Below are 21,298 nucleotides of genomic sequence, written 5' to 3' on the forward strand. Positions count from 1 at the left end.
GACGCGCGGGACCGGCCTGGTCCAGGTCGGTGACGGCGGCGGCGCCCGGGACCGGTACGGTCGGCGGCGGGACCAGGAGCGGGACGGGCAGGGCGAGGCCGGTGGGCGACGAGCACGGCGCGGACGGGACGGCGACGAGCCGGCCCGCTGCCGCGCGCAACGGCACGACGGCGCGGCCGCCGGCGATGAGCGACGTGGCCGCACGCGCGGGCGTGTCGCACCAGACGGTGTCCCGGGTCCTCAACGACCACCCGTCGGTGCGCCCGGCGACGCGCGACCGGGTGCTCGCGGCCATCGCCGAGCTCGGCTACCGCCGCAACAGCGCCGCCCGCGCGCTCGTCACGCGCCGCACGGGCACGGTCGGCGTCGTCACGCCGGCGACGGCGCTCTACGGCCCGACGAGCACGATGGTCGGCGTCGAGGAGGCGGCGCGCGTCGCGGGCTGGTTCGTGTCGGTCGCGACGATGCGGCAGTTCGACGGCGACGCGATGCACCGGGCGTTCGAGCACTTCCTCGGCCAGGGCGTCGACGGCGTGGCGATCATCGCGCCGACGGTGCAGGCGGTGGACGTCCTCGCCGCGCTGGACTCGCCGGTCCCGGTGGTCGTCGTCTCGTCGGCGGCGGACGTCCCGTCGGTGCCGCACCTGCACGCGGTCGGGGTGGACCAGCAGCAGGGTGCGCGACTCGCGACGGCGCACCTGCTCGGCGAGGGCCGCACGGGCGTGCTGCACGTCGCGGGCCCGCAGGACTGGTTCGACGCGCAGGACCGGCTCGTGGGCTGGCGGGCCGAGTGCGCGGCGGCGGGCGTCCCCGCGGACGACCCGGTGGTGGTCGGGTGGGCGGCGTCGGACGGGTACGCGGTCGGGCGGCGGCTGGTCCGTGAGGGGCTGCCGGACGCGGTGTTCGCGGCGAACGACCAGCTCGCGCTGGGCCTGCTGCACGCGTTCTGGGAGGCGGGCGTGCGGGTGCCGGAGGACGTGGCGCTCGTGGGCTTCGACGACGAGGTCGGGTCGGCGCACTACGTCCCGCCGCTGACCACGGTCCGGCAGGACTTCACGGCGCTCGGCGTGCTCGCGATCGACACCCTGGATGCCGCGATGGCGGGTGCCGACCCGGGCCACCGCCTCATCCCGGCGGAGCTCGTCGTCCGCGCCAGCAGCGTCCGCCCCTGACCCCCACCCCACCCCACCCGTCCCACCCCGGGTGTCCCACCCCCCCTCCCCCCGCGGGCGCGAGATCGCGATCTGCTGCCGAGATCGTGAGGTGGGACTCGCGATCTCGGCACGAGGTCGCGAGGTCGCGAGAGGATGGGCGGCGGGAGGTCGCGCGTAGGACCTCCGGGGTGGACCGCGAACCGGATGTGAGCGCTAACATTGGCTCTGCGCCGGTGATCGCCGGCGATCCCCACCCGCCCGGCCCGACGGCCGGGAGCGCCCGCAGCGACGAAGGAGCCGCGACGATGACGGTCGACACCGCCCAGGTCCGGGACGCGATCAGCGCAGGCGAGACGACCCTCGGCATCGAGCTCGGGTCGACGCGCATCAAGGCCTGCCTCATCACGTCCGACGGCACCCCCGTCGCGAGCGGCAGCCACGCCTGGGAGAACCAGTTCGTGGACCGCACCTGGACGTACTCGCTCGACGCGGTGTGGTCGGGCCTGCAGGAGGCGTACGCGACGCTGCTCGCCGACACGCAGGAGCGGTACGGCGTGCAGCCGACGAGGTTCCGCGCGCTCGGGGTCTCGGCGATGATGCACGGCTACCTCGCGTTCGACGGGGCCGGCGAGCTGCTCGTCCCGTTCCGCACGTGGCGCAACACGAGCACGGAGCGCGCCGCGACCGAGCTCACCGAGCTGCTCGGCCACAACATCCCGCTGCGCTGGTCGATCGCGCACCTCTACCAGGCCGTCCTCGACGACGAGCCGCACGTCCCCCAGGTCGCGTTCCTCACGACGCTCGCCGGCTACGTGCACTGGAAGCTCACGGGCCGCAAGGTGCTCGGCGTCGGCGACGCGTCGGGCGTCTTCCCGATCGACCCGGCCACGCGTGACTACGACGCCACGATGGTCGCCCGGTTCGACGAGCGCGTCGCCGAGCGCCGCCCGGGCCTGCGCCTGGCCGACGTGCTGCCCGAGGTGCTCGTCGCCGGGCAGGAGGCGGGCCGCCTCACCGAGGAGGGTGCCGCGCTGCTCGACCCGTCGGGCACGCTGCGGGCCGGCGTGCCGTTCTGCCCGCCCGAGGGTGACGCGGGCACGGGCATGGTCGCGACCAACGCGGTCGCGCAGCGCACGGGCAACGTGAGCGTCGGGACGAGCATCTTCGCGATGATCGTGCTGGAGAAGGCGCTCGAGCGGGTGCACTCCGAGATCGACCTCGTGACGACGCCCGCGGGCGACCTCGTCGCGATGGTGCACTGCAACAACGGCGCGAGCGAGCTCGGTGCGTGGGCGGGCGTGTTCCACCAGTTCGCCACCGCCCTCGGCCACGACGCCGACGCCGACACGGTGTTCGGCGTGCTGCTGCGCGAGGCGCTGACGGGCGACGCCGACGGCGGCGGCCTGCTGGCCTACAACTACCTGTCGGGTGAGCCGATCACGGACCTCGCCGAGGGACGCCCGCTGTTCGTCCGCACCCCGGACAGCCGGCTCACGCTCGCCAACTTCGTCCGCACGCAGGTGTACGGGGCGTTCGGCACGCTGAGCCTCGGCATGCGGATCCTCGCCGAGGAGGGCGTCGAGGTCGACGCGCTGTTCGCGCACGGCGGGCTGTTCCGCACGGCGGGCGTCGCGCAGCGGCTCCTCGCGGCGGCCGTCGACGCGCCCGTCGCGGTCGGCGACACCGCGAGCGAGGGCGGCGCGTGGGGCATCGCGGTGCTCGCCGCCTACCTCGACGCGGCCGGCGAGACCGACCTCGGCACGTACCTGACCGAGCGCGTGTTCGCCGACGCGTCGATCGACGTGGTCGAGCCCGACGCGGACGACGTGCGCGGCTTCGCGGCGTACCTCGAGCGGTACGTCGCCGGCCTCGCGGTCGAGAAGGCCGCCACCACGGCCGTCTGACCGGCCGCGGCACCCCCACGCGACCCCCACCCCGCACGACGAGAAGCAGGAGCGAGACCCGCATGACGACAGCCCTGGACGCCTACCCGGACGACGTGCGCGCCGCCGTCGCGACCACGCGCGAGGTCGTCGCGCGCCTGCACGCCGAGCTGCCGCGCTGGGGCCTGGTCGTCTGGACCGCCGGCAACGTGTCGCAGCGCGTCGTCGTCGACCCGGCCGGTCCCAGCGACAAGGACCTGTTCGTCATCAAGCCGTCCGGCGTGACGTACGACGAGCTGACGCCCGAGTCGATGGTGGTGTGCGACCTCGACGGCAACCTGGTCGACGGCACGCGCGCCCCCTCGTCGGACACCGCGGCGCACGCCTACGTGTACACGCACATGAGCGAGGTCGGCGGCGTCGTGCACACGCACTCGACCTACGCGACGGCCTGGGCCGCGCGCGCCGAGCCGGTGCCGTGCGTGCTCACGATGATGGCCGACGAGTTCGGCGGCGACATCCCGATCGGCCCGTTCGCGCTCATCGGCGACGACTCCATCGGGCGCGGGATCGTCGAGACGCTGCGCGAGTCGCGCAGCCCTGCGGTCCTCATGCGCAACCACGGGCCCTTCACGATCGGCAAGGACGCCAAGGGCGCCGTCAAGGCGGCCGTCATGGTCGAGGAGGTCGCGCGCACCGTGCACATCTCCCGCCAGCTCGGCGAGCCCCTGCCGATCGCGCAGGAGCACGTCGACTCGCTGTACGACCGCTACCAGAACGTGTACGGCCAGGGCACCGCCGCCCCCGCCGCGACCGACACCACCACCGAGACCGAGCAGGAGAGCGCCCGATGACCAAGCCCTACGCCGACCGTGAGATCTGGTTCTTCACCGGGAGCCAGGACCTCTACGGCGAGGAGACGCTGCGCCAGGTGGCCGAGCAGTCGCAGGAGGTGGCGCGCCTCCTGCAGGACTCCGACGCCGTGCCCGCGACCGTCGTCTGGAAGCCGGTCCTCAAGGACTCCGCCGCGATCCGCCGTGCCGCGCTCGACGCGAACTCCGACGACAAGGTCCTCGGCGTCGTCGTCTGGATGCACACGTTCTCCCCGGCGAAGATGTGGATCGCCGGCCTCGACGCCCTGCGCAAGCCGCTCCTGCACCTGCACACGCAGGCCGACGTGGAGCTGCCGTGGGACACCATCGACATGGACTTCATGAACCTCAACCAGGCCGCCCACGGCGACCGTGAGTTCGGGTACATGGCGACGCGCCTGGGCACGGCCCGCAAGACGGTCGTGGGCCACGCGTCGAACCCGGCCGTGCAGCAGTCGGTCGGCACGTGGGCCCGCGCGGCCGCCGGCTGGGCCGCGACGCACGAGCTGCGCCTCGCGCGGTTCGGCGACAACATGCGCAACGTCGGCGTCACCGAGGGTGACAAGACGGAGGCCGAGCTGAAGTTCGGCGTCTCGGTCAACACGTGGGGCGTCAACGACCTCGTCGCCGCGGTGGACGCGGTCGACGACGCCGCGGTCGACGCGCTCGTCGCCGAGTACGAGGAGCTGTACGACGTCGTTCCCGAGCTGCGCCGCGGCGGGGACCGGCACGAGTCGCTCCGGTACGGCGCGCGCCAGGAGATCGCGCTGCGCACCTTCCTGGAGTCGGTCGGCGCGAAGGCGTTCACGACCAACTTCGAGGACCTCGGTGCGCTCAAGCAGCTCCCCGGCCTCGCGGTGCAGCGCCTCATGGCCGACGGCTACGGCTTCGGCGCCGAGGGCGACTGGAAGACGGCCGTCCTGGTCCGGGCCGCGAAGGTCATGGGCGAGGGCCTGCCCGGTGGCGCCTCCCTCATGGAGGACTACACCTACGACCTCACGCCCGGCGACGAGCGCATCCTCGGTGCGCACATGCTCGAGATCTGCCCGACGCTCACGACGTCGAAGCCGAAGCTCGAGATCCACCCGCTCGGCATCGGCGGCAAGGAGGACCCGGTCCGCCTGGTGTTCGACACCGACCCGGGCGTCGGCGTCGTCGTCTCGCTCGCGGACATGCGCGACCGGTTCCGCCTCACCGCGAACGTCGTGGACGTCGTCCCGCCGACCGCTGCGCTGCCGAACCTGCCCGTGGCCCGCGCCGTCTGGCAGCCCCGCCCCGACTTCCGCACCTCCGCCGAGGCGTGGCTGACGGCGGGCGGCGCGCACCACACGGTGCTCACCACGGCCGTCGGCATCGAGGTGTTCGAGGACTTCGCCGAGATCGCCCGCACCGAGCTGCTCGTCATCGACGAGTCCACGACCCGCCGCGGCTTCCGCGAGCAGGTCCGCTGGAACCAGGCCTACTGGCGGCTCGCCCAGGGCCTCTGACCTCCGGCGCGCGGCTCCGCACCGCGCACCGGTCCCGGCGTCCCGCCGACGCCCACGGACGGGTCCGACCCACGAGGTCGGGCCCGTCCGTGCTGTCCACCCGCGCCCGGCCCGTCGCCGCTCCGCACGGCCACGACAGGAACACCGCGCGGGCCCCTCCTGTTGACATCGAGGAGCGGGATCCCAGCCCGCCCGAGGAGCGGAGGACGCGCATGACGCAGGCCAGCCCGACGGTCGACCTGGACGACCCGCGGACGCTCATCGAGTTCAGCGTGCTCCTGGCCAACGGCCGGCTCGCGGGCCGGAAGTTCGCCTCGCGGGAGGACGCCGAGGCCTGGGCCGACCCCGCGCAGGGCGACCAGGTCGTCGAGTACAACCTCGTCTGCGAGTGCGCGGTCTGAGGGCCGGACGCCCGCGGGGCGCACGGGCGGGCCGGCGGTAGCGTCGGCGACCGTGACGACGACCCTCGCGGGCGGTGCCGTGCTGCGCGCGGCCCGGCCCGGTGACGAGCCCGGCATCCTCGCGTGCATCCGCGAGCTCGCGGAGTACGAGCGCGAGCCGGACGCGGTCGAGACGACCGAGGCGGACCTGACCGCCGCGCTGTTCGGCGAGACCCCGGCGGTGTTCGCGCACGTCGTCGAGCGGGACGGCGCCGTGGTCGGGATCGCGGTGTGGTTCCTCAGCTTCTCGACGTGGACCGGCCGCCACGGCATCTACCTCGAGGACCTGTACGTCCGCGCCGACCAGCGCGGTCACGGCTACGGGCAGGCGCTCCTGTGCCGGCTCGCCGCGACGGCCGTCGAGCGCGGCTTCGCCCGGGTGGACTGGGCGGTGCTCGACTGGAACGCCCCGTCGATCGCGTTCTACCGCTCGCTCGGCGCGTTCCCGATGGACGACTGGACCGGGTACCGCCTCACGGGCGACGCGCTCGTGACGACCGCCCGCGGCGGTGCGGGCGCCGACCGCGTCTGACACGGGGCCGCCGGCGCTCGTGACCGGGTGAGGTCGGGCTTCCCGGCGCTCCGCCCCCCGCCGTCCCGCGCGGGCGTCGCAGCCGGTCCCGGCAGGCGCACCACCCGTGCCGCTGCCCCCGTGCCTAGGCTTGACCTCGTGCCCACGTCGCGTCCGCCCGAGCCTGCCGCCGCGGTGCGGCCCCGCGGCCGGCGCCCGGCGGGGGAGGACACGCGCGGGGCGATCGCGGCCGCGGCCCGCGAGGAGTTCGCCGAGAAGGGGTACGAGGCGGCGAGCGTGCGGTCGGTGGCCCGGCGGGCCGGGGTCGACCCGGCGCTCGTCCGGCACTACTTCGGCGACAAGGCGGCGCTGTTCGCGGCAGGGGTGATCCCGCGGGGCGTCGACCCGGCGCAGTCCGCGGCGGACCTCGTCGCCGGGGGCCTGGACGGGCTGGGGGAGCGGCTGCTGCGCACGGTGCTGGGCGTGTGGGACTCGGACGGCGGCGTCACGTTCCGGGCCGTGTTCTCCGGCTTCGGCTCGGGCGAGGTGCCGTCGCAGGCCCTCATGGGGTACGTCGGCCGCGAGGTCTTCTCGCAGGTCGCGCGGGTCCTGCCCGGCCCCGACCCGGCGCTGCGGGTGTCGCTCGTCGCGTCGCACGTGGTCGGGGTGCTCGTCACGCGGCACGTGCTCCGGGTCGAGCCCGTGGCGTCGCTCGACGCGGACCGGCTGGCCGCGCTCGTCGGCCCGGTCGTGCAGCGGTACCTCGACGGGCCGCTGCCAGGCGGCGCGTGAAACCGTCGCGCACGGGGGTCGCGCGGGCGTAGGTTCCCGACGTGCCGACCGCTGACGTGCCGTCCCCCGACGACCGCGCTGCCGGCGTGCCGTCCCCGGAGGCGCGCAGCCCCGGTGTGCCGTCGCCCGACCCGGTGGCCCTCGCCGCGCGGTTGCGCGCCGCGGGATGCGTCTTCGCCGAGGACGAGGCGGCCCTCCTGCTCGGTGCGACGGACGACCCGGACCGCCTCGAGACGATGGTCGTGCGCCGCGTCGCCGGCGAGCCGCTCGAGCAGGTGCTCGGGTGGGCGGAGTTCTGCGGGCTGCGGGTCGCGGTCGCCCCGACGGTGTTCGTGCCGCGTCGCCGCACCGAGGTGCTGGTGCGCGAGGCGGTCGCGCTCGCTCCGGCGCGCGGCGCGGTGGTCGTCGACCTGTGCTGCGGGACGGGGGCCGTGGGGCTCGCGGTGGTGTCGTCGCTGGTGGACGCGGTCCTGGTGGCCGTCGACGTGGACCCTGCGGCGGTGCAGGTCGCGCGCCGGAACCTCGACCCGGTGGGCGGCGTGGCGCTCCTGGGCGACGTCGACGCGCCGTTGCCCTCGCACCTGGAGGGCCGGGTCGACGTCCTCACCGCGAACGCCCCGTACGTCCCGACCGACGAGGTCCGCCTCATGCCGCCCGAGGCGCGCGACCACGAGGCCCGCGTCGCGCTCGACGGCGGACCGGACGGGCTGGACGTGCAGCGCCGGGTCGCCGCAGCCGCGCCGCGCTGGTTGCGGCCCGGCGGTCACCTCCTCGTCGAGACGAGCGGGCGGCAGGCGCCGGCCACGGCCGCGGCGATGTCCGCGGCGGGCCTGGTGCCGTGGGTCGTGCGGGACGACGAGGTGGGCGCGACCGTCGTCATCGGCCGCCGAGACGTCCCGCGGCCCGGCTGACGGCGACGGCCCAGGCGACGAGCGGCACCTGCAGCGGCAGCCGCCCCCACGCGACCCACGGGCTGCGCGACCAGTGCCCGGCGCCGGGGTGCGAGCGGACGGCCATGGTGACGTTGCCGGGGAAGACCGCGACGAGCAGCGCGGCCGACGCGATCCCGCCCGCCCGCCGCGTCGCGGGCGCGACGAGCGCCGCCGCGCACGCCAGCTCCGCGACGCCGCTGCCGAGCACCCACGGACCGGGTGCGCCGAGCGCACGCGGGACGAGGGGGTGGAACAGCGCGGGGCGGCGCAGGTGCAGGACCCCGGCGGACCCGAGGAGGGCGGCGAGCGCGACGGCGGGCCCGTGGCGGCGGACGGGTGCGGGGAGCATGCCCCACGGTAGGGGGACGCCGGGGCGTGCGGCACCCGCTCGTGGGAGGTGACCGCTACGGTCGCGCCATGACGACGCCGTCGGCCGCGCTGCCGTTCTCCGACGTGATCCGCACCGAGTCCGCCCGTGCCGCGGACGTGCTGGCCGCCGCACCACCCGACGCCCGCGTCCCCGCGTGCCCGGACTGGTCCGCGGGCGACCTCGCGCACCACCTGGGGGAGGTGCAGGGCTTCTGGGCGCAGGTCGTGGCGCTCGCGGGGCCCGACGCGGTCGTCGACCTCGGCGGGGACCCGCCGGCGGGTGTCGTCGAGCCGCCGCGACCGCCCGAGGAGGAGCTCGTCGGGGGGCTGCGGGGAGCCTCGGCGACGCTGCTCGACGCACTCGCGGCGCACGGCCCGTCGGAGCGCTGCTGGTCGTGGTCGGCGCACGGGGGCGACGTGGCGTGGGTGCTGCGCAGGCAGGCGCACGAGGTGCTCGTGCACCGGGTCGACGCCGAGCAGGTGGCGGGCGTCCCGGTCACGCCGCCGGACGTCGCGGTCGCGGCGGACGGGGTCGACGAGATGCTCGCGGTCATGATGAGCGGCCTGCCGGACTGGGCGTCGTTCACGCCCGACCCGGCCGCTCGGGTGCGGGTCGTCGCGCGCGACGCGGGACGGTCGTGGCTGGTCGCGCTCGGGCGGTTCACGGGCACGTCGCCGCGGACGGGCGCGACGTACGACCTCGACGCCGGGGAGCTCGTCGCGCGCGACCTCCCGGCCGTCGAGGCGGGTGCCGCGGCGACGGTGACGGGTACGGCGTGGGACCTCGACCGGTGGCTGTGGGGCCGGGGGACGCTGGAGGTGCTGGAGGTGGACGGTGACGCCGCCGTCGTCGACCGGTTCCGGGCGGTGCTCGTCGAGTCGAGCCAGTGAGGTCCTTGCCCTGAGCGGTCCCGAGGAGCATTATTCCTCACATGGGGAATAACGTTCCGGCGATCACCGTCCGCGGCCTGCGGGTCGTGCGCGGCGGCCAGGCCGTGCTCGACGGGCTCGACCTCACGGTGCCGGCCGGACAGGTCGTCGGGCTGCTCGGACCGAGCGGCAGCGGCAAGACGACCCTGATGCGCACGGTCGTCGGAGCCCAGGTGGTCGCGTCCGGTGAGGTCCGGGTGCTCGGCGAGCCCGCCGGCTCGGCCGCGCTGCGCCCCCGGATCGGCTACGTCACGCAGGCGCCCAGCGTCTACGTCGACCTCACGGTCACCGAGAACCTCCGCTACGCGGCGGCGATCCTCGGCCTCGGGCAGCGGGAGGTCGACCGCGCGATCGACGAGGTCGACCTCGGAGCGCACGCGCGGCAGGGCATCGGCACGCTCTCGGGCGGTGAGCGGTCCCGCGTGTCGCTCGCGATCGCGCTGCTGGCCCACCCCGAGCTGCTGGTGCTCGACGAGCCGACCGTCGGCCTCGACCCCGTGCTGCGTCGCGACCTGTGGGACCTGTTCGGCCGCCTCGCGGCCGGCGGCGCGAGCCTGCTCGTGTCGAGCCACGTCATGGACGAGGCCGCGCGCTGCGACCGGCTCGTGCTCATGCGCCAGGGCGCGGTGCTGGCCGACGCGACGCTCCCCGAGCTCCTGGCGCGTACGGGTGCCGCGGACGCCGAGGGCGCGTTCCTCGCGCTGGTCGACGAGGCCGAGGCGGGTGGTGGCGGCGGCCCGGGTGGACGCGGACCCGGCGCGGCGGGCCGGCACGCGACGGGTACCGGGAGCGCGGCATGAGCGCCCGGCTGACGGCGGCGACGGCCGCCCGCGTCCTGACCCAGCTGCGCCACGACCACCGGACGATCGCCCTCGTGCTGCTGCTGCCGTGCCTGCTGCTCGGCCTCATCGCGTGGATGTTCGACGGCACCCCGGTGCTCGACCAGTTCGGCCCGCTGCTCGTCGGCCTGTTCCCGCTGCTGGTGATGTTCCTGGTGACGAGCGTCGCGACGCTGCGCGAGCGGACGTCCGGGACGCTGGAGCGGCTCATGACGATGCCGATCGGCCGGGCGGACGTCGTCGTGGGCTACGCGATCGCGTTCGCGGTGCTGGCGACGGTGCAGGCCGTGGTCGTCGTGGGGTTCGCGGTCGGGGTGTGCGGGATGGACGTGGCGGGGCCGCTCGGTCTCGTCGTGCTCGTGGCGGTGCTCGACGCCGTGCTCGGCTCGGCGCTCGGGCTGGGGGCGTCGGCGCTCGCGCGCACGGAGTTCCAGGCCGTCCAGCTCATGCCGGCGGTCGTCTTCCCGCAGCTCATCACGTGCGGCCTGCTCATGCCGCGCGACGAGATGCCGCAGGTGCTCGAGTGGCTGTCCCGCGTCTTCCCGCTGACCTACGCGCTCGACGCGATGCAGAAGCTCGCCGCGGGGTCGGGCTGGACGGAGGTCCGCGGCGACGTCGGCGTGGTCGCGCTGTTCATCGTCGGGGCGCTCGTGGTGGGTGCGACGACGCTCCGCCGCCGCACTCCCTGACCGCTGACGGGCCGCCCGTGGCCACTCACGGGCGGCCCGTGACACATGGGAGCGCGGCCATCGGTCGCCGAGACCAACTCGTGTCCTCCCGTGTCTTGACTACGTAGTCAGGCGACGGTTTGACTACGTAGTCATCGGACAGAGCCGACCGAAGGAGACACCTCGTGGCCGTGGAGCGCGCAGTCGTCGCGGTGGACGTCGCCCGCGCCGCCGGGGTCTCCCAGAAGACGGTCTCCCGCGTCATCAACGGCGACCCGCACGTGCGCCCCGAGGTCCGCGAGCGCGTCCGCGCCGCCGCCGCGCAGCTCGGCTACCGGCCCAACCGCGCCGCCCGCCAGCTGGTCTCGGGCCGCAGCCGCACCATCGGCGTGCTGTCCGTCGGCTCCACCGACTTCGGGCCCGCGTCGCTCATGGTCGGCATCGAGCACGCGATCCGGTCCGCCGGGTACGCGATGTCGGTCGTCAACACGCTCGAAGGGGACCCGGAGAGCATCACCGAGTCGCTGCAGGGCCTCGTCGACCAGGGGGTCGACGGCGTCGCCGTCAACGAGCCCGTCGGCGTCTTCCAGCTCGACCCGGGCCAGATCGGCGACCTGCCGATCCTCAGCCTGTCCGGCCGCTACGGGATCTCGGGCAACGAGATCATGGTCGACGCGGACCAGTCGGGCGGCGGCCGCGCCGCGACCGAGCACCTGCTGGGACTGGGCCACCGCACCGTGCACCACGTCGCCGGTCCCGCGGGCTGGCGCTCGGCGGGCCTGCGCCTCGACGGCTGGCGCGACGCCCTCGAGCGGGCCGGCGCCCCCGCGCCCGAGCCGCTGCACGGCGACTGGAGCGCACCGTCGGGCTACGCCCTCGGGCAGCGGCTCGCCGCCGACCCCGACGTGAGCGCGGTGTTCGTCGCCAACGACCACATGGCGATCGGCGTGCTGCGCGCGTTCGCCGACGCGGGCCGCGACGTCCCCGGAGACGTCTCCGTCGTCGGGTTCGACGACATCCCCGAGGCCGCCTACCTCACCCGCGCCCTGACGACGATCCGCCAGGACCTCGCGCAGCTCGCGTCCTTCGGCGTCCGGCTCCTCGTCGACGCCATCGAGAACCCGCGGCGGCAGGACCGCCGCGAGCACGTCCCGGTCGAGCTCGTGGTCCGGGAGACGACAGCAGCACCCCGCGGGAGGCGGTGACCCCCCACCCGCACCAGGGCCGCCCCGCGGCCCGCCCGGGCACCCCGCACCCGATCGCGGCGGGGCGCACGCACCGACCGGAGCAGCACGACCTCTACGAAGGAGTGGAGCATGTCGAGGACGATCACGTGGCGGCGCAAGGCCGCCGGACTCACCGCAGGCGTCGCGGTGGCGGCGCTCGCGCTCACCGCCTGCAGCGGCGGCGGGGGCGACGACGAGGGCACGGCCACCGGCCCCGTCAGCCAGGCCGACATCGACGAGGCGATGCAGACGCCGACCACGCTCACGTTCTGGACCTGGGTCCCGGACATCGAGAAGGAGGTCGCGCTCTTCGAGGCGGAGTACCCGGAGATCGACGTCGAGGTCGTCAACGTCGGCCAGGGCGCGGACCACTACCAGAAGCTGCGCAGCGCGCTGGAGGCGGGCGAGGGAGCCCCCGACGTCGCGCAGGTCGAGTTCCAGCACCTGCAGTCGTTCGCGCTCGGCGACAACCTGCTCGACCTCACGCCCTACCTGCCGCAGGACATCGGCGACGACTACGTGCCGTGGGTCTGGGAGCAGGTGAGGTCCACCGACGGCGAGAAGGTGTGGGGCGTCCCGCAGGACTCCGGCCCGATGGGCCTGCTCTACCGCGACGACATCCTCACGCAGCACGGCATCGAGGTGCCGACCACGTGGGACGCGTTCGCCCAGGCCGCGACGGACCTGCGCGCCAAGGACCCCAACGTCTACCTGACGAACCTGCCCGGCAACGACATGGGCCAGTTCACCGCGCTGCTGTGGCAGTCGGGCGCGCGCCCTTTCGGCTTCGACGGCGAGGAGACCGTGACGATCGACCTGACCTCCGAGGAGGCCACGCAGGTCGCGCAGTACTGGGGCGACCTCGTCGCCGCCGACGCCGTGTCGACCGACCCGGACTTCACGGACGCCTGGTACCAGGGCCTGGCCAACGGCAAGTACGCGTCGTGGGTCTCCGCCGCGTGGGGGCCCGTCTTCCTGCAGGGCACCGCGGAGAACACCTCCGGCCTGTGGCGGGCCGCGACGATGCCGCAGTGGGAGGAGGGCGCGAACGTCTCGGCCAACTGGGGCGGCTCGTCCGACGCGGTGCTCGCGAGCACCGACAACCCGATCGCGGCGTCGCAGCTCGCGCTGTGGATCAACCACGACAAGGACTCGGCCATGACGATGGCGACCGAGCAGTTCCTCTTCCCGACCACGACCGAGGTGCTCGAGGACCCGGCGTTCGCCGACCAGCAGGCCGAGTTCTACGGCGGCCAGGAGGTCAACAAGCTGTTCGCCGAGATCTCCGCGACGGTCGAGGCCGACTTCGGCTGGCTGCCGTTCATGGACTACGCCTACTCCGCCGGTGAGGAGACCGTCGGCAAGGCGATCGCGGAGAAGGGCGACCTCGTCGAGGCCATGCAGGCGTGGCAGGACGAGCTCGTCACCTACGCCGAGCAGCAGGGCTTCACCGTCGCCGACTGAGGACGGCCCGGCCCCGCGGCGCTCCGCACGCCGCGGGGCCGGCGCCCCTCGCCGACCCCGGGAGACACCATGACCGACCTCGCCACGCCCGCCCGCGCCGTCGCGGCCCCCCGGCCGCGCCGCCACGCGTCGCCCATGCGCCGCAAGCAGAACGCGACCGCCTACCTGCTCGTCGCACCGTTCGTGCTGATCTTCGTGCTGTTCCTCGTCACGCCGCTGGTGTACGCGGGCTACCTGAGCCTGTTCCGCGAGCGGCTCGTCGGCGGCACGGCCTTCGTCGGGCTCGAGAACTACACCCGCGCCCTGGCGGACCCGTCGTTCCTGTCCGGCGTCGGCCGGATGACCGTGTTCCTGCTCGTGCAGGTGCCCGTGATGCTGGGGATGGCGCTGCTGTTCGCGCTCCTGCTCGACGCGGGCGTGCTCTACCTGCAGCGCTTCATCCGGCTCGGCATCTTCGTGCCGTACGCGGTGCCCGGCGTCGTCGCCGCGCTCATGTGGGGCTACCTCTACGGGCCCGACTTCGGACCCGCCGCGCAGATCGCCGAGAAGGTCGGCGCCTCCGCGCCGCCGTTCCTGTCCTCCGACTGGATGCTGTTCTCGATCATGAACATCGTCACGTGGGAGTTCGTCGGCTACAACATGATCATCATCTACGCCGCGCTGCGGGCGATCCCCGCGGAGCTCTACGACGCGGCGTCCGTCGACGGCGCCGGCCCGGTCCGGACCGCGTGGAGCATCAAGATCCCGGCCGTGCGCCCCGCGCTGCTGCTCACGCTGATCTTCTCGGTGATCGGCACGTTCCAGCTCTTCAACGAGCCGAACCTGCTCGCGACCATCGCCCCGAACGTCATCGGCGTCGACTACACGCCGAACCTCTACGCCTACAACCTCTCGTTCATCAACCGTGACCTGAACTACGCCGCCGCGATCGCGTTCCTGCTCGGCTTCGTCATCATGACGGTGTCGTACGTGGTGCAGCTGTCGGCGCAGCGCAAGGAGCGCAAGGAGCGTGCCCGATGACGACCACGACCGTCCGCACGCCCGCCGACCGGCGCCCCACCGGGCCCGCCGAGCGTGCGCCGCGCCGCCGTCCCGCCGCGTACTCCAGCGACCGCCCCCGCCGCAGCCGCCTCCTCACGGTCCTCATGCTGCTGGTGCTCGTGTACTTCCTGCTGCCGCTGTTCTGGCTCGTCGTGGCGTCCACCAAGTCGAACGCCGACCTGTTCTCGTCGTTCGGCCTGTGGTTCGCCCAGTCGATGTCGCTGTGGGAGAACATCCAGACGGTCTTCACCACGCAGGACGGCGTCTACCTGCTGTGGATGCGCAACACGATCCTGTACGCGGGGACGAGCGCCGTGGGCGCGGCGCTGCTCGCCACGATGGCCGGGTACGCCTTCGCGAAGTACCGGTTCCCGGGCGGCAACGCGATCTTCAGCGGCATCCTCGGCTCGATCATGGTCCCGACGACCGCGCTCGCCATCCCGACCTACCTGCTGTTCGCGAAGGCCGACCTGACGAACACCCCCTGGGCGGTGATCCTGCCGTCGCTGGTCAGCCCGTTCGGCGTGTTCCTCATGCGCGTCTACGCCGCCGACGCGGTCGACGACACGCTCATCGAGGCCGCCCGCGTCGACGGCGCCGGCGAGCTGCGGATCTTCTTCCAGGTGGCGATGCGGCTGCTCGTGCCCGGCATGGTCACCGTCCTGCTGTTCACGCTCGTCGCGACCTGGAACAACTACTTCCTGCCGCTCATCGTCCTCAACAGCCCCGACCTGTACCCGCTCACCGTCGGACTCGCGCAGTGGCAGGCCACCGCCGCGGGCGGCTCCGGGTCCCGGCCGCTGTTCTCCAGCGTCATCACGGGCTCGCTCATCTCGATCATCCCGCTCGTGATCGCGTTCCTGTTCCTGCAGCGCTACTGGCAGTCCGGCCTCGCGACCGGGTCCGTCAAGGGCTGAGCCGCGCGCGCTCCGCACCGGCGCGGCGGCCCGCCCGCCGCGTCGCCGCCCGCTCGTCATCGCCGCCCGCTCGTCACCGCCGCCCGTCATCCGGCCGAGGAGGCCTCATGCCGATCCCGCACGACCGCGTCCGCTTCGGCGCCGCGTACTACCACGAGTACCACGGGCCGGGAGCCGACCCGACGCCCGACGACCTCGAGCGCGACCTCGACCTCATGGCCGACGCCGGCTTCTCCGTGATCCGCGTGGGGGAGTCCGTCTGGTCGACGTGGGAGCCGTCCGACGGCGTCTTCGACCTCGACTGGCTCGAGCCCGTGCTCGACGGCGCGCACGAGCGCGGCATCGACGTCGTCCTCGGCACCCCGACGTACGCCGTGCCGCCGTGGCTCGTGCGCCGCTACCCGGAGATCGCGGGCGAGTCAGCGACCGGGCGCCCGATGGGCTGGGGCGCGCGGCAGGAGGCCGACTTCACGCACCCGGTGTTCCGCTGGTACGCCGAGCGCGTCCTGCGTCGGATCGTCGAGCGCTACCGCGACCACCCCGCGGTCGTCGGCTACCAGGTCGACAACGAGCCCGGCCTGCACCTGCTGCACAACCGCGGCGTGTTCGAGCGGTTCGTCGACCACCTGCGCGACACCTACGGCGACGTCGAGACGCTCAACCGCGAGTGGGGGCTCGTCTACTGGTCGCACCGCCTGTCCACGTGGGCGGACCTGTGGACGCCCGACGGCAACGCGCAGCCGCAGTACGACCTGGCGTGGCGCCGGTTCCAGGCGTCGCTCACGACGGAGATGATCGACTGGCAGGCCCGGGCCGTGCGCGAGCTCGCGCGCCCCGACCAGTGGGTGACGACGTGCATCGCCTACGAGCGGCCCGCCCTGGAGGACGCCGACCTCGCCGCCGTGCTCGACGTGACCAGCGGCAACGCCTACTACGCGATGCAGGACGGCCTCGCGCACCCGTCGGCCGACGACGTGCCGCAGTCGTGGACCGCGACGGGCACGTGGGCGCTGTTCCAGGTCGCCGACGTCATGTGGTCCTCGCGCGACGAGCCGTTCCTGGTCACCGAGACCGACGCGCAGGCCATCGGCGGCCCCTCGACGAACCTGCCCGCCTACCCGGGCCAGTGGCGGCAGGCCGCGTGGGCCCTGGTCGCCCGCGGCGCGCGCATGGTCGAGTACTGGCACTGGCGCACGCTGCACTACGGCGCCGAGACGTACTGGGGCGGGGTGCTCCCGCACTCGGGGGTCCCCGGCCGTGCGTACCGCGAGCTCGCGGGCCTCGGCGCGGAGCTCGCGCGTGCCGGCGCGGTGCTCGCGGACGCGACCCCGGATGCCGACGTCGCGGTCTGGCACCACGGCGCGAGCCGGTGGGCGCTCGCGGGGCAGCCGCCGCTGCAGGCCCCCGACGGCTCGGGCGACCCGCTGTCGTACCCCCGGATCGTCGCGTCCTTCTACCGGGGTGCCTTCGACGCCGGGCTGCAGGTGCGCGTCGTGCGCCCGCAGCACCTCGCGTCGCAGGACCCCGCGGACGTCGCGGCCCGCCTCCCCGTCCTGGTCGCGGCGGGGTTCTACGCCGCGTCCGACGACGAGCTCGCGTGGCTCCGCCGGTACGCCGAGGCGGGCGGGCACCTCGTCGTCGGCCCGCGCACCGGCTACGCCGACACGGAGGCGCGCCCGCGCACGACGCCGCAGCCGGGCGGCCTCTGCGACGCCGCGGGCGCCTGGTACGACGAGATCGCCAACCTCCTCGAGCCCGTCCCGGTCGTCGCCCCCGAGGGCTCCCCGCTGACCCTGGCCCCCGACGCCACGGCGACCGCCTGGGCCGAGTCCCTCACCCCCACCCCCTCCTCCCACCCCACCCCGGCGAGCTCGTCAGGTCCGGTCGAGGTCGTCAGCTCCGGCAGACGAACTGGCCTGGACGTGACGAACTGGGGGGACGCGGGGCCGGGGGAGGGCGACGCCGACGGGGCCCAGGTGCTCGCCGTCTATCAGCACCCGCACCACGGGCGGTGGGCTGCGGCGACCACGCGGGCGTACGGCGACGGGCGGGTGACCGTCGTCGGGACCGTGCCGGGGACGTCGTTCGCCCGGTCGCTCGCGCGGTGGCTCGTGCCGCAGCCGCTCGCGGGCTGGGCGGACCTGCCGCCGAGCGTCACGGTGCACACGTCCTCGCGGCCCGACGGCTCGCGCGTCCACGTGCTGCACAACTGGTCGTGGGAGCCGGCGCAGGTCGTCACGCCCGTCGCGCTCGACGTGCTCGTCGTCCCCCGCGGCGAGCGCGCCGCGGACCCGCCCCCGGCGGACGGCCCGGGTGACCCGCTCGACGCGGGCGCCACCGTCCGGCTTGGCGCGTGGGACGTCCTCGTGGCGGTGACCCGGTGACCGGGCGCTGGCCGACCGAGGGCCTCGCGTTCGGCGGCGACTACAACCCGGAGCAGTGGCCGCGCGAGGTGTGGGACGACGACGTCGCGCTCATGCGCGAGGCCGGCGTCAACCTCGTGAGCGTCGGCATCTTCTCGTGGGGCGAGCTCGAGCCGCAGGAGGGCGTCTTCCGGTTCGGGTGGCTGGACGACGTGCTCGACCTGCTGCACGCGAACGGCATCGGCGTCGACCTGGCCACGCCGAGCGCGGCGCCTCCCGTCTGGCTGCACCTGCAGCACCCGGAGATGCTCCCCGTCGACGCGGACGGGCGGCGGTACACGCACGGCAGCCGCGAGACGTGGTGCCCGAGCAGCCCGGTGCTGCGCGCGCACGCCCTGCGCATCGCGCGCGTGCTGGCCGAGCGGTACGGGCAGCACCCGGCGGTCCGGATGTGGCACGTGTCGAACGAGCTCGCGTGCCACAACGGCCGCTGCTTCTGCGACGTGTCGGCCGCGGCGTTCCGTGACTGGCTGCGGGCCCGGTACGGCGACGTCGACGCGCTCAACGCGGCGTGGGGCACGGCGTTCTGGGGCCAGCGGTACACGTCGTTCGACCAGGTCCTGCCGCCGCGGCGCACGACGACGATCCCCAACCCGGGGCAGCGGCTCGACTTCGAGCGGTTCTCCTCGGACGCGTTCGTCGAGCACCTCGCCGCGGAGGCCGCGGTGCTCCGCGAGGTGGCCCCGCACCTGCCGGTGACGACGAACTACATGGTCATGGGCGAGTTCCACGACCTCGACTACGCGGCGACGACCCCGCTGCTCGACCTCGTGTCCAACGACCACTACCTGTGGGCCGCCGACCCGCAGGGCTGGGCCGAGCTCGCGTTCAGCGCCGACCGCACGCGGGGACTCGCGGGCGGGCAGCCGTGGCTCGTCATGGAGCACTCGACGAGCGCGGTGAACTGGCAGCCGCGCAACCTCGCCAAGGGCCCCGGCCAGCTGCTGCGCAACTCGCTGCAGCACGTGGCCCGTGGTGCCGACGGTGCGCTGTTCTTCCAGTGGCGCCAGTCCCGTGCCGGCGCCGAGAAGTACCACTCGGGGATGGTGCCGCACGCCGGTCGTGACTCCGCGCTGTTCCGCGAGGTCGTCGAGCTCGGCGCGACGCTCGGCCGGCTCGCGGAGGTGCGGGGGAGCGTCGTCGAGCGTGCGCGCGTCGCCCTGCTGTGGGACACGCAGGCGTGGTGGGCGGCCGAGCTCGAGGCGCACCCGACCGTCGACGTCGGCTACCTCGACCAGGCGCGGCGCCTGCACCGCGCGCTGCTCGACGCGGGGGTCGCGGTCGACGTCCTGCCGGCCACGTCGGTCGCCGGGCCGGCGCCGGGCGTCGACGACCCGTCGGGTGGCGTCCTCGGTGCGGGCGGCGGCCCGCTCGACGGGTACGACGTGGTGCTCGTGCCGACGCTGTACCTCGCGCCCGACGGGCTCGGCCCGCGGCTGGAGGAGGTCGTGGCGCGCGGCGGGCACGTCGTCGTGACGTACTTCTCGGGGGTCGTCGACGCGCACGACCGCGTGCTGCTCGGCGGGTACCCGGGGGCGTTCCGGGACCTGCTGGGCGTGCGGGTGGAGGAGTTCGCGCCGCTGCCCGAGGGGGCCCGGACGACGCTCGACGACGGCTCGGTCGGCGAGGTGTGGTCGGAGCGCATGACCGTGCCGGACGCGACGGTCGTGGCGTCGTTCGCCGACGGCCCGTCGGCCGGCCACCCGGCGGTGACCCGGCGGGACGTCGGCGCGGGCGCGGCCTGGTACGTCGCGACGCGTCTCGACGGACCGTCGACGTCGGCGTTCCTGGCGACGGTCCTCGACGCCGCGGGCGTCGCGCCGGTGGTGCCGACGACCCCGGGCGTCGAGGTGGTCCGGCGCGTGGACGGCGACGCGTCGTGGCTGTTCGCGATCAACCACACCGACGAGGACGCGCCCCTCGCGGCCACGGGGACCGACCTCGTCACGGGCCGGCACCACCCGGACCACGTCGTCGTCCCGGCCCGGGGCGTGGCGGTCCTGCGCGAGCACGCCTGACCGTCCGTGACCCGGCCCACCGCTCGCGGGCGGCGGGCCGGGTCACGGCCGTGACCGGATCGCAACCAAACGGCTGTCCCCTTCCTCCCATTGTGAGCGCTAACATCGCGCATGACCGTGGGGTCCGATTCGCGTGGAAGGCGCGTTCCGACCCTGCCCGGCACGACCGGGCGTGCACGACCGCGGTCCGGCCAGCGTCGGTCGGGCCGTGTGTGAGGTGGGTTTCTCGAGGAGGAGAAGCATGGCCAGCACGACGTTCCACAAGCGCGCGATCACGGCCGGGCTCGCCGCCCTGGTGCTCGGCCTGTCGGCCTGCGCCAGCGGCGACGGCGACAGCGGAGGCGACGACACCGGCGGCGGCGACGGCGGGGGCGACCTCATCAGCGTCGGCTTCGCCCAGGTCGGTGCCGAGTCCGGGTGGCGCACCGCCAACACCACGTCCATCAAGGACGCGCTCACGAAGGAGGAGGGCTTCGACCTCAAGTTCTCCGACGCGCAGCAGAAGCAGGAGAACCAGATCCAGGCGATCCGCTCGTACATCGCCCAGGGCGTCGACTACATCGCGTTCTCGCCGGTGGTCGAGTCCGGGTGGGACGCGGTCCTGGAGGAGGCCAAGACGGCGGACATCCCGGTCATCCTCACGGACCGGGCCGTCGACACCGAGGACGACTCGCTGTACGTGACGTTCATCGGGTCCGACTTCGTCGAGGAGGGGCGCCGCATCGGGGCGTACGTCTCCGAGACGCTCGCGACCGAGCCGATCAAGGTCGTCGAGCTCCAGGGCACGACCGGCTCCGCGCCGGCGATCGACCGCAAGACGGGCTTCGAGGAGGCGACGGCGGACAACCCGAACGTCGAGATCATCGCCTCGCAGACCGGCAACTTCACGCGAGCCGAGGGCAAGACCGTCATGGAGGGCTTCCTCCAGGCGTACCCGGACATCGACGTCGTCTACGCGCACAACGACGACATGGGCCTGGGCGCGATCGAGGCGATCGAGGCCGCGGGCAAGGTCCCGGGCGAGGACATCAAGATCGTCACGATCGACGGCGTGAAGGACGGCATGCAGGCCCTCGCCGACGGCAAGATCACGTACATCGTCGAGTGCAACCCGCTGCTCGGTCCCGACCTGGCCGAGATCATCAAGACGCTCGACTCGGGCGGCACGGTCGAGAAGCGCATCGTCACCAAGGACGAGGAGTTCGACCAGGAGGCGGCCAAGGCCGCGCTGCCCGACCGGCAGTACTGACCGACGTCCACGCCCGCTCCCGGGACACCCGCCACGGTGCCCCGGGAGCGGGTGCCGTCCGCCGGTAGCGTGAGGCCACCGGC

The 21,298-nt window shown here is 74.3% G+C and carries 19 protein-coding genes; 18 read left to right on the plus strand and 1 reads right to left on the minus strand.

Annotated elements, in window-relative coordinates:
- The first annotated feature begins 101 nt into the window (after positions 1–101).
- The 8 genes from CELF_RS04380 (at position 102) to CELF_RS04415 (ending at position 8,050) form a co-directional block, all read left to right on the plus strand.
- Positions 102–1,172 carry a LacI family DNA-binding transcriptional regulator gene (locus tag CELF_RS04380; RefSeq protein WP_013770036.1) on the plus strand — a complete coding sequence of 357 codons (1,071 nt, stop codon included), beginning with the start codon at positions 102–104 and terminating at the stop codon, positions 1,170–1,172.
- A 287-nt stretch (positions 1,173–1,459) separates the two neighbouring features.
- Positions 1,460–3,058: a xylulokinase gene (locus tag CELF_RS04385; protein WP_013770037.1), complete on the plus strand. Its 1,599-nt coding sequence runs from the start codon at positions 1,460–1,462 to the stop codon at positions 3,056–3,058.
- 62 nt (positions 3,059–3,120) lie between these two features.
- Positions 3,121–3,891 (plus strand): L-ribulose-5-phosphate 4-epimerase, encoded by a 771-nt coding sequence (locus CELF_RS04390; RefSeq protein WP_013770038.1) that lies wholly within the window; start codon positions 3,121–3,123, stop codon positions 3,889–3,891.
- Positions 3,888–5,396, plus strand: coding sequence for an L-arabinose isomerase (araA, locus tag CELF_RS04395; protein WP_013770039.1), 1,509 nt, complete (start codon positions 3,888–3,890; stop codon positions 5,394–5,396). The genes CELF_RS04390 and araA overlap by 4 nt, the downstream gene beginning before the upstream one ends.
- Before the next feature lie 212 nt (positions 5,397–5,608).
- Positions 5,609–5,797 (plus strand): hypothetical protein, encoded by a 189-nt coding sequence (locus CELF_RS04400; RefSeq protein ID WP_013770040.1) that lies wholly within the window; start codon positions 5,609–5,611, stop codon positions 5,795–5,797.
- A 52-nt stretch (positions 5,798–5,849) separates the two neighbouring features.
- Positions 5,850–6,368: a GNAT family N-acetyltransferase gene (locus CELF_RS04405; RefSeq protein ID WP_013770041.1), complete on the plus strand. Its 519-nt coding sequence runs from the start codon at positions 5,850–5,852 to the stop codon at positions 6,366–6,368.
- A 138-nt stretch (positions 6,369–6,506) separates the two neighbouring features.
- The gene (locus tag CELF_RS04410; RefSeq protein ID WP_013770042.1) at positions 6,507–7,139 is read left to right on the plus strand and encodes a TetR/AcrR family transcriptional regulator; all 633 of its coding nucleotides are present in this window, start codon (positions 6,507–6,509) and stop codon (positions 7,137–7,139) included.
- Positions 7,140–7,180: 41 nt separating this feature from the next.
- Positions 7,181–8,050: a putative protein N(5)-glutamine methyltransferase gene (locus tag CELF_RS04415; RefSeq protein WP_013770043.1), complete on the plus strand. Its 870-nt coding sequence runs from the start codon at positions 7,181–7,183 to the stop codon at positions 8,048–8,050.
- Here CELF_RS04415 and CELF_RS04420 read toward each other — a convergent pair.
- On the minus strand, positions 8,016–8,420 hold the full coding sequence (locus CELF_RS04420; protein WP_013770044.1) for a DoxX family protein: 405 nt from the start codon (positions 8,418–8,420) through the stop codon (positions 8,016–8,018). The genes CELF_RS04415 and CELF_RS04420 overlap by 35 nt on opposite strands.
- A 68-nt stretch (positions 8,421–8,488) precedes the next feature.
- Between CELF_RS04420 and CELF_RS04425 the strand changes: the two genes are divergently transcribed.
- The 10 genes from CELF_RS04425 to CELF_RS04470 all read left to right on the plus strand — a co-directional run bounded on the left by CELF_RS04425 (position 8,489) and on the right by CELF_RS04470 (position 21,215).
- Entirely contained in the window at positions 8,489–9,331 is an 843-nt protein-coding gene (locus tag CELF_RS04425; protein ID WP_041553342.1) for a maleylpyruvate isomerase N-terminal domain-containing protein, read from the plus strand.
- 41 nt (positions 9,332–9,372) lie between these two features.
- The gene (locus tag CELF_RS04430) at positions 9,373–10,170 is read left to right on the plus strand and encodes an ABC transporter ATP-binding protein (RefSeq protein ID WP_013770046.1); all 798 of its coding nucleotides are present in this window, start codon (positions 9,373–9,375) and stop codon (positions 10,168–10,170) included.
- Positions 10,167–10,898: an ABC transporter permease gene (locus tag CELF_RS04435; protein ID WP_013770047.1), complete on the plus strand. Its 732-nt coding sequence runs from the start codon at positions 10,167–10,169 to the stop codon at positions 10,896–10,898. Before CELF_RS04430 ends, CELF_RS04435 begins: the two co-directional genes overlap by 4 nt.
- Positions 10,899–11,062: 164 nt before the next feature.
- Positions 11,063–12,082 carry a LacI family DNA-binding transcriptional regulator gene (locus CELF_RS04440; RefSeq protein WP_013770048.1) on the plus strand — a complete coding sequence of 340 codons (1,020 nt, stop codon included), beginning with the start codon at positions 11,063–11,065 and terminating at the stop codon, positions 12,080–12,082.
- Between the two features lie 111 nt (positions 12,083–12,193).
- A complete protein-coding gene (locus tag CELF_RS04445) occupies positions 12,194–13,567 on the plus strand; it encodes an extracellular solute-binding protein (RefSeq protein ID WP_013770049.1) in 1,374 nt (457 codons plus the stop codon).
- Between the two features lie 69 nt (positions 13,568–13,636).
- On the plus strand, positions 13,637–14,587 hold the full coding sequence (locus CELF_RS04450; RefSeq protein ID WP_013770050.1) for a carbohydrate ABC transporter permease: 951 nt from the start codon (positions 13,637–13,639) through the stop codon (positions 14,585–14,587).
- Positions 14,584–15,525, plus strand: coding sequence for a carbohydrate ABC transporter permease (locus tag CELF_RS04455; RefSeq protein ID WP_013770051.1), 942 nt, complete (start codon positions 14,584–14,586; stop codon positions 15,523–15,525). The genes CELF_RS04450 and CELF_RS04455 overlap by 4 nt, the downstream gene beginning before the upstream one ends.
- 107 nt (positions 15,526–15,632) lie before the next feature.
- A complete protein-coding gene (locus CELF_RS04460; protein WP_013770052.1) occupies positions 15,633–17,909 on the plus strand; it encodes a beta-galactosidase in 2,277 nt (758 codons plus the stop codon).
- On the plus strand, positions 17,906–19,966 hold the full coding sequence (locus tag CELF_RS04465; RefSeq protein WP_013770053.1) for a beta-galactosidase: 2,061 nt from the start codon (positions 17,906–17,908) through the stop codon (positions 19,964–19,966). Before CELF_RS04460 ends, CELF_RS04465 begins: the two co-directional genes overlap by 4 nt.
- 241 nt (positions 19,967–20,207) lie before the next feature.
- Positions 20,208–21,215 carry an ABC transporter substrate-binding protein gene (locus tag CELF_RS04470; protein ID WP_013770054.1) on the plus strand — a complete coding sequence of 336 codons (1,008 nt, stop codon included), beginning with the start codon at positions 20,208–20,210 and terminating at the stop codon, positions 21,213–21,215.
- The last annotated feature ends 83 nt before the right edge of the window (positions 21,216–21,298 follow it).

The sequence above is a fragment of the Cellulomonas fimi ATCC 484 genome (assembly GCF_000212695.1).
In the GTDB taxonomy this organism is placed as follows: Bacteria; Actinomycetota; Actinomycetes; order Actinomycetales; family Cellulomonadaceae; genus Cellulomonas; species Cellulomonas fimi.

Coding starts and splice junctions, on each gene's coding strand:
- CELF_RS04385 (WP_013770037.1), top strand. CDS start 1,460: ATGACGGTCGACACCGCCCAGGTCCGGGACGCGATCAGCGCAGGCGAG.
- CELF_RS04390 (WP_013770038.1), top strand. CDS start 3,121: ATGACGACAGCCCTGGACGCCTACCCGGACGACGTGCGCGCCGCCGTC.
- araA (WP_013770039.1), top strand. CDS start 3,888: ATGACCAAGCCCTACGCCGACCGTGAGATCTGGTTCTTCACCGGGAGC.
- CELF_RS04400 (WP_013770040.1), top strand. CDS start 5,609: ATGACGCAGGCCAGCCCGACGGTCGACCTGGACGACCCGCGGACGCTC.
- CELF_RS04420 (WP_013770044.1), bottom strand. CDS start 8,420: ATGCTCCCCGCACCCGTCCGCCGCCACGGGCCCGCCGTCGCGCTCGCC.
- CELF_RS04425 (WP_041553342.1), top strand. CDS start 8,489: ATGACGACGCCGTCGGCCGCGCTGCCGTTCTCCGACGTGATCCGCACC.
- CELF_RS04430 (WP_013770046.1), top strand. CDS start 9,373: ATGGGGAATAACGTTCCGGCGATCACCGTCCGCGGCCTGCGGGTCGTG.
- CELF_RS04435 (WP_013770047.1), top strand. CDS start 10,167: ATGAGCGCCCGGCTGACGGCGGCGACGGCCGCCCGCGTCCTGACCCAG.
- CELF_RS04445 (WP_013770049.1), top strand. CDS start 12,194: ATGTCGAGGACGATCACGTGGCGGCGCAAGGCCGCCGGACTCACCGCA.
- CELF_RS04450 (WP_013770050.1), top strand. CDS start 13,637: ATGACCGACCTCGCCACGCCCGCCCGCGCCGTCGCGGCCCCCCGGCCG.
- CELF_RS04455 (WP_013770051.1), top strand. CDS start 14,584: ATGACGACCACGACCGTCCGCACGCCCGCCGACCGGCGCCCCACCGGG.
- CELF_RS04460 (WP_013770052.1), top strand. CDS start 15,633: ATGCCGATCCCGCACGACCGCGTCCGCTTCGGCGCCGCGTACTACCAC.
- CELF_RS04470 (WP_013770054.1), top strand. CDS start 20,208: ATGGCCAGCACGACGTTCCACAAGCGCGCGATCACGGCCGGGCTCGCC.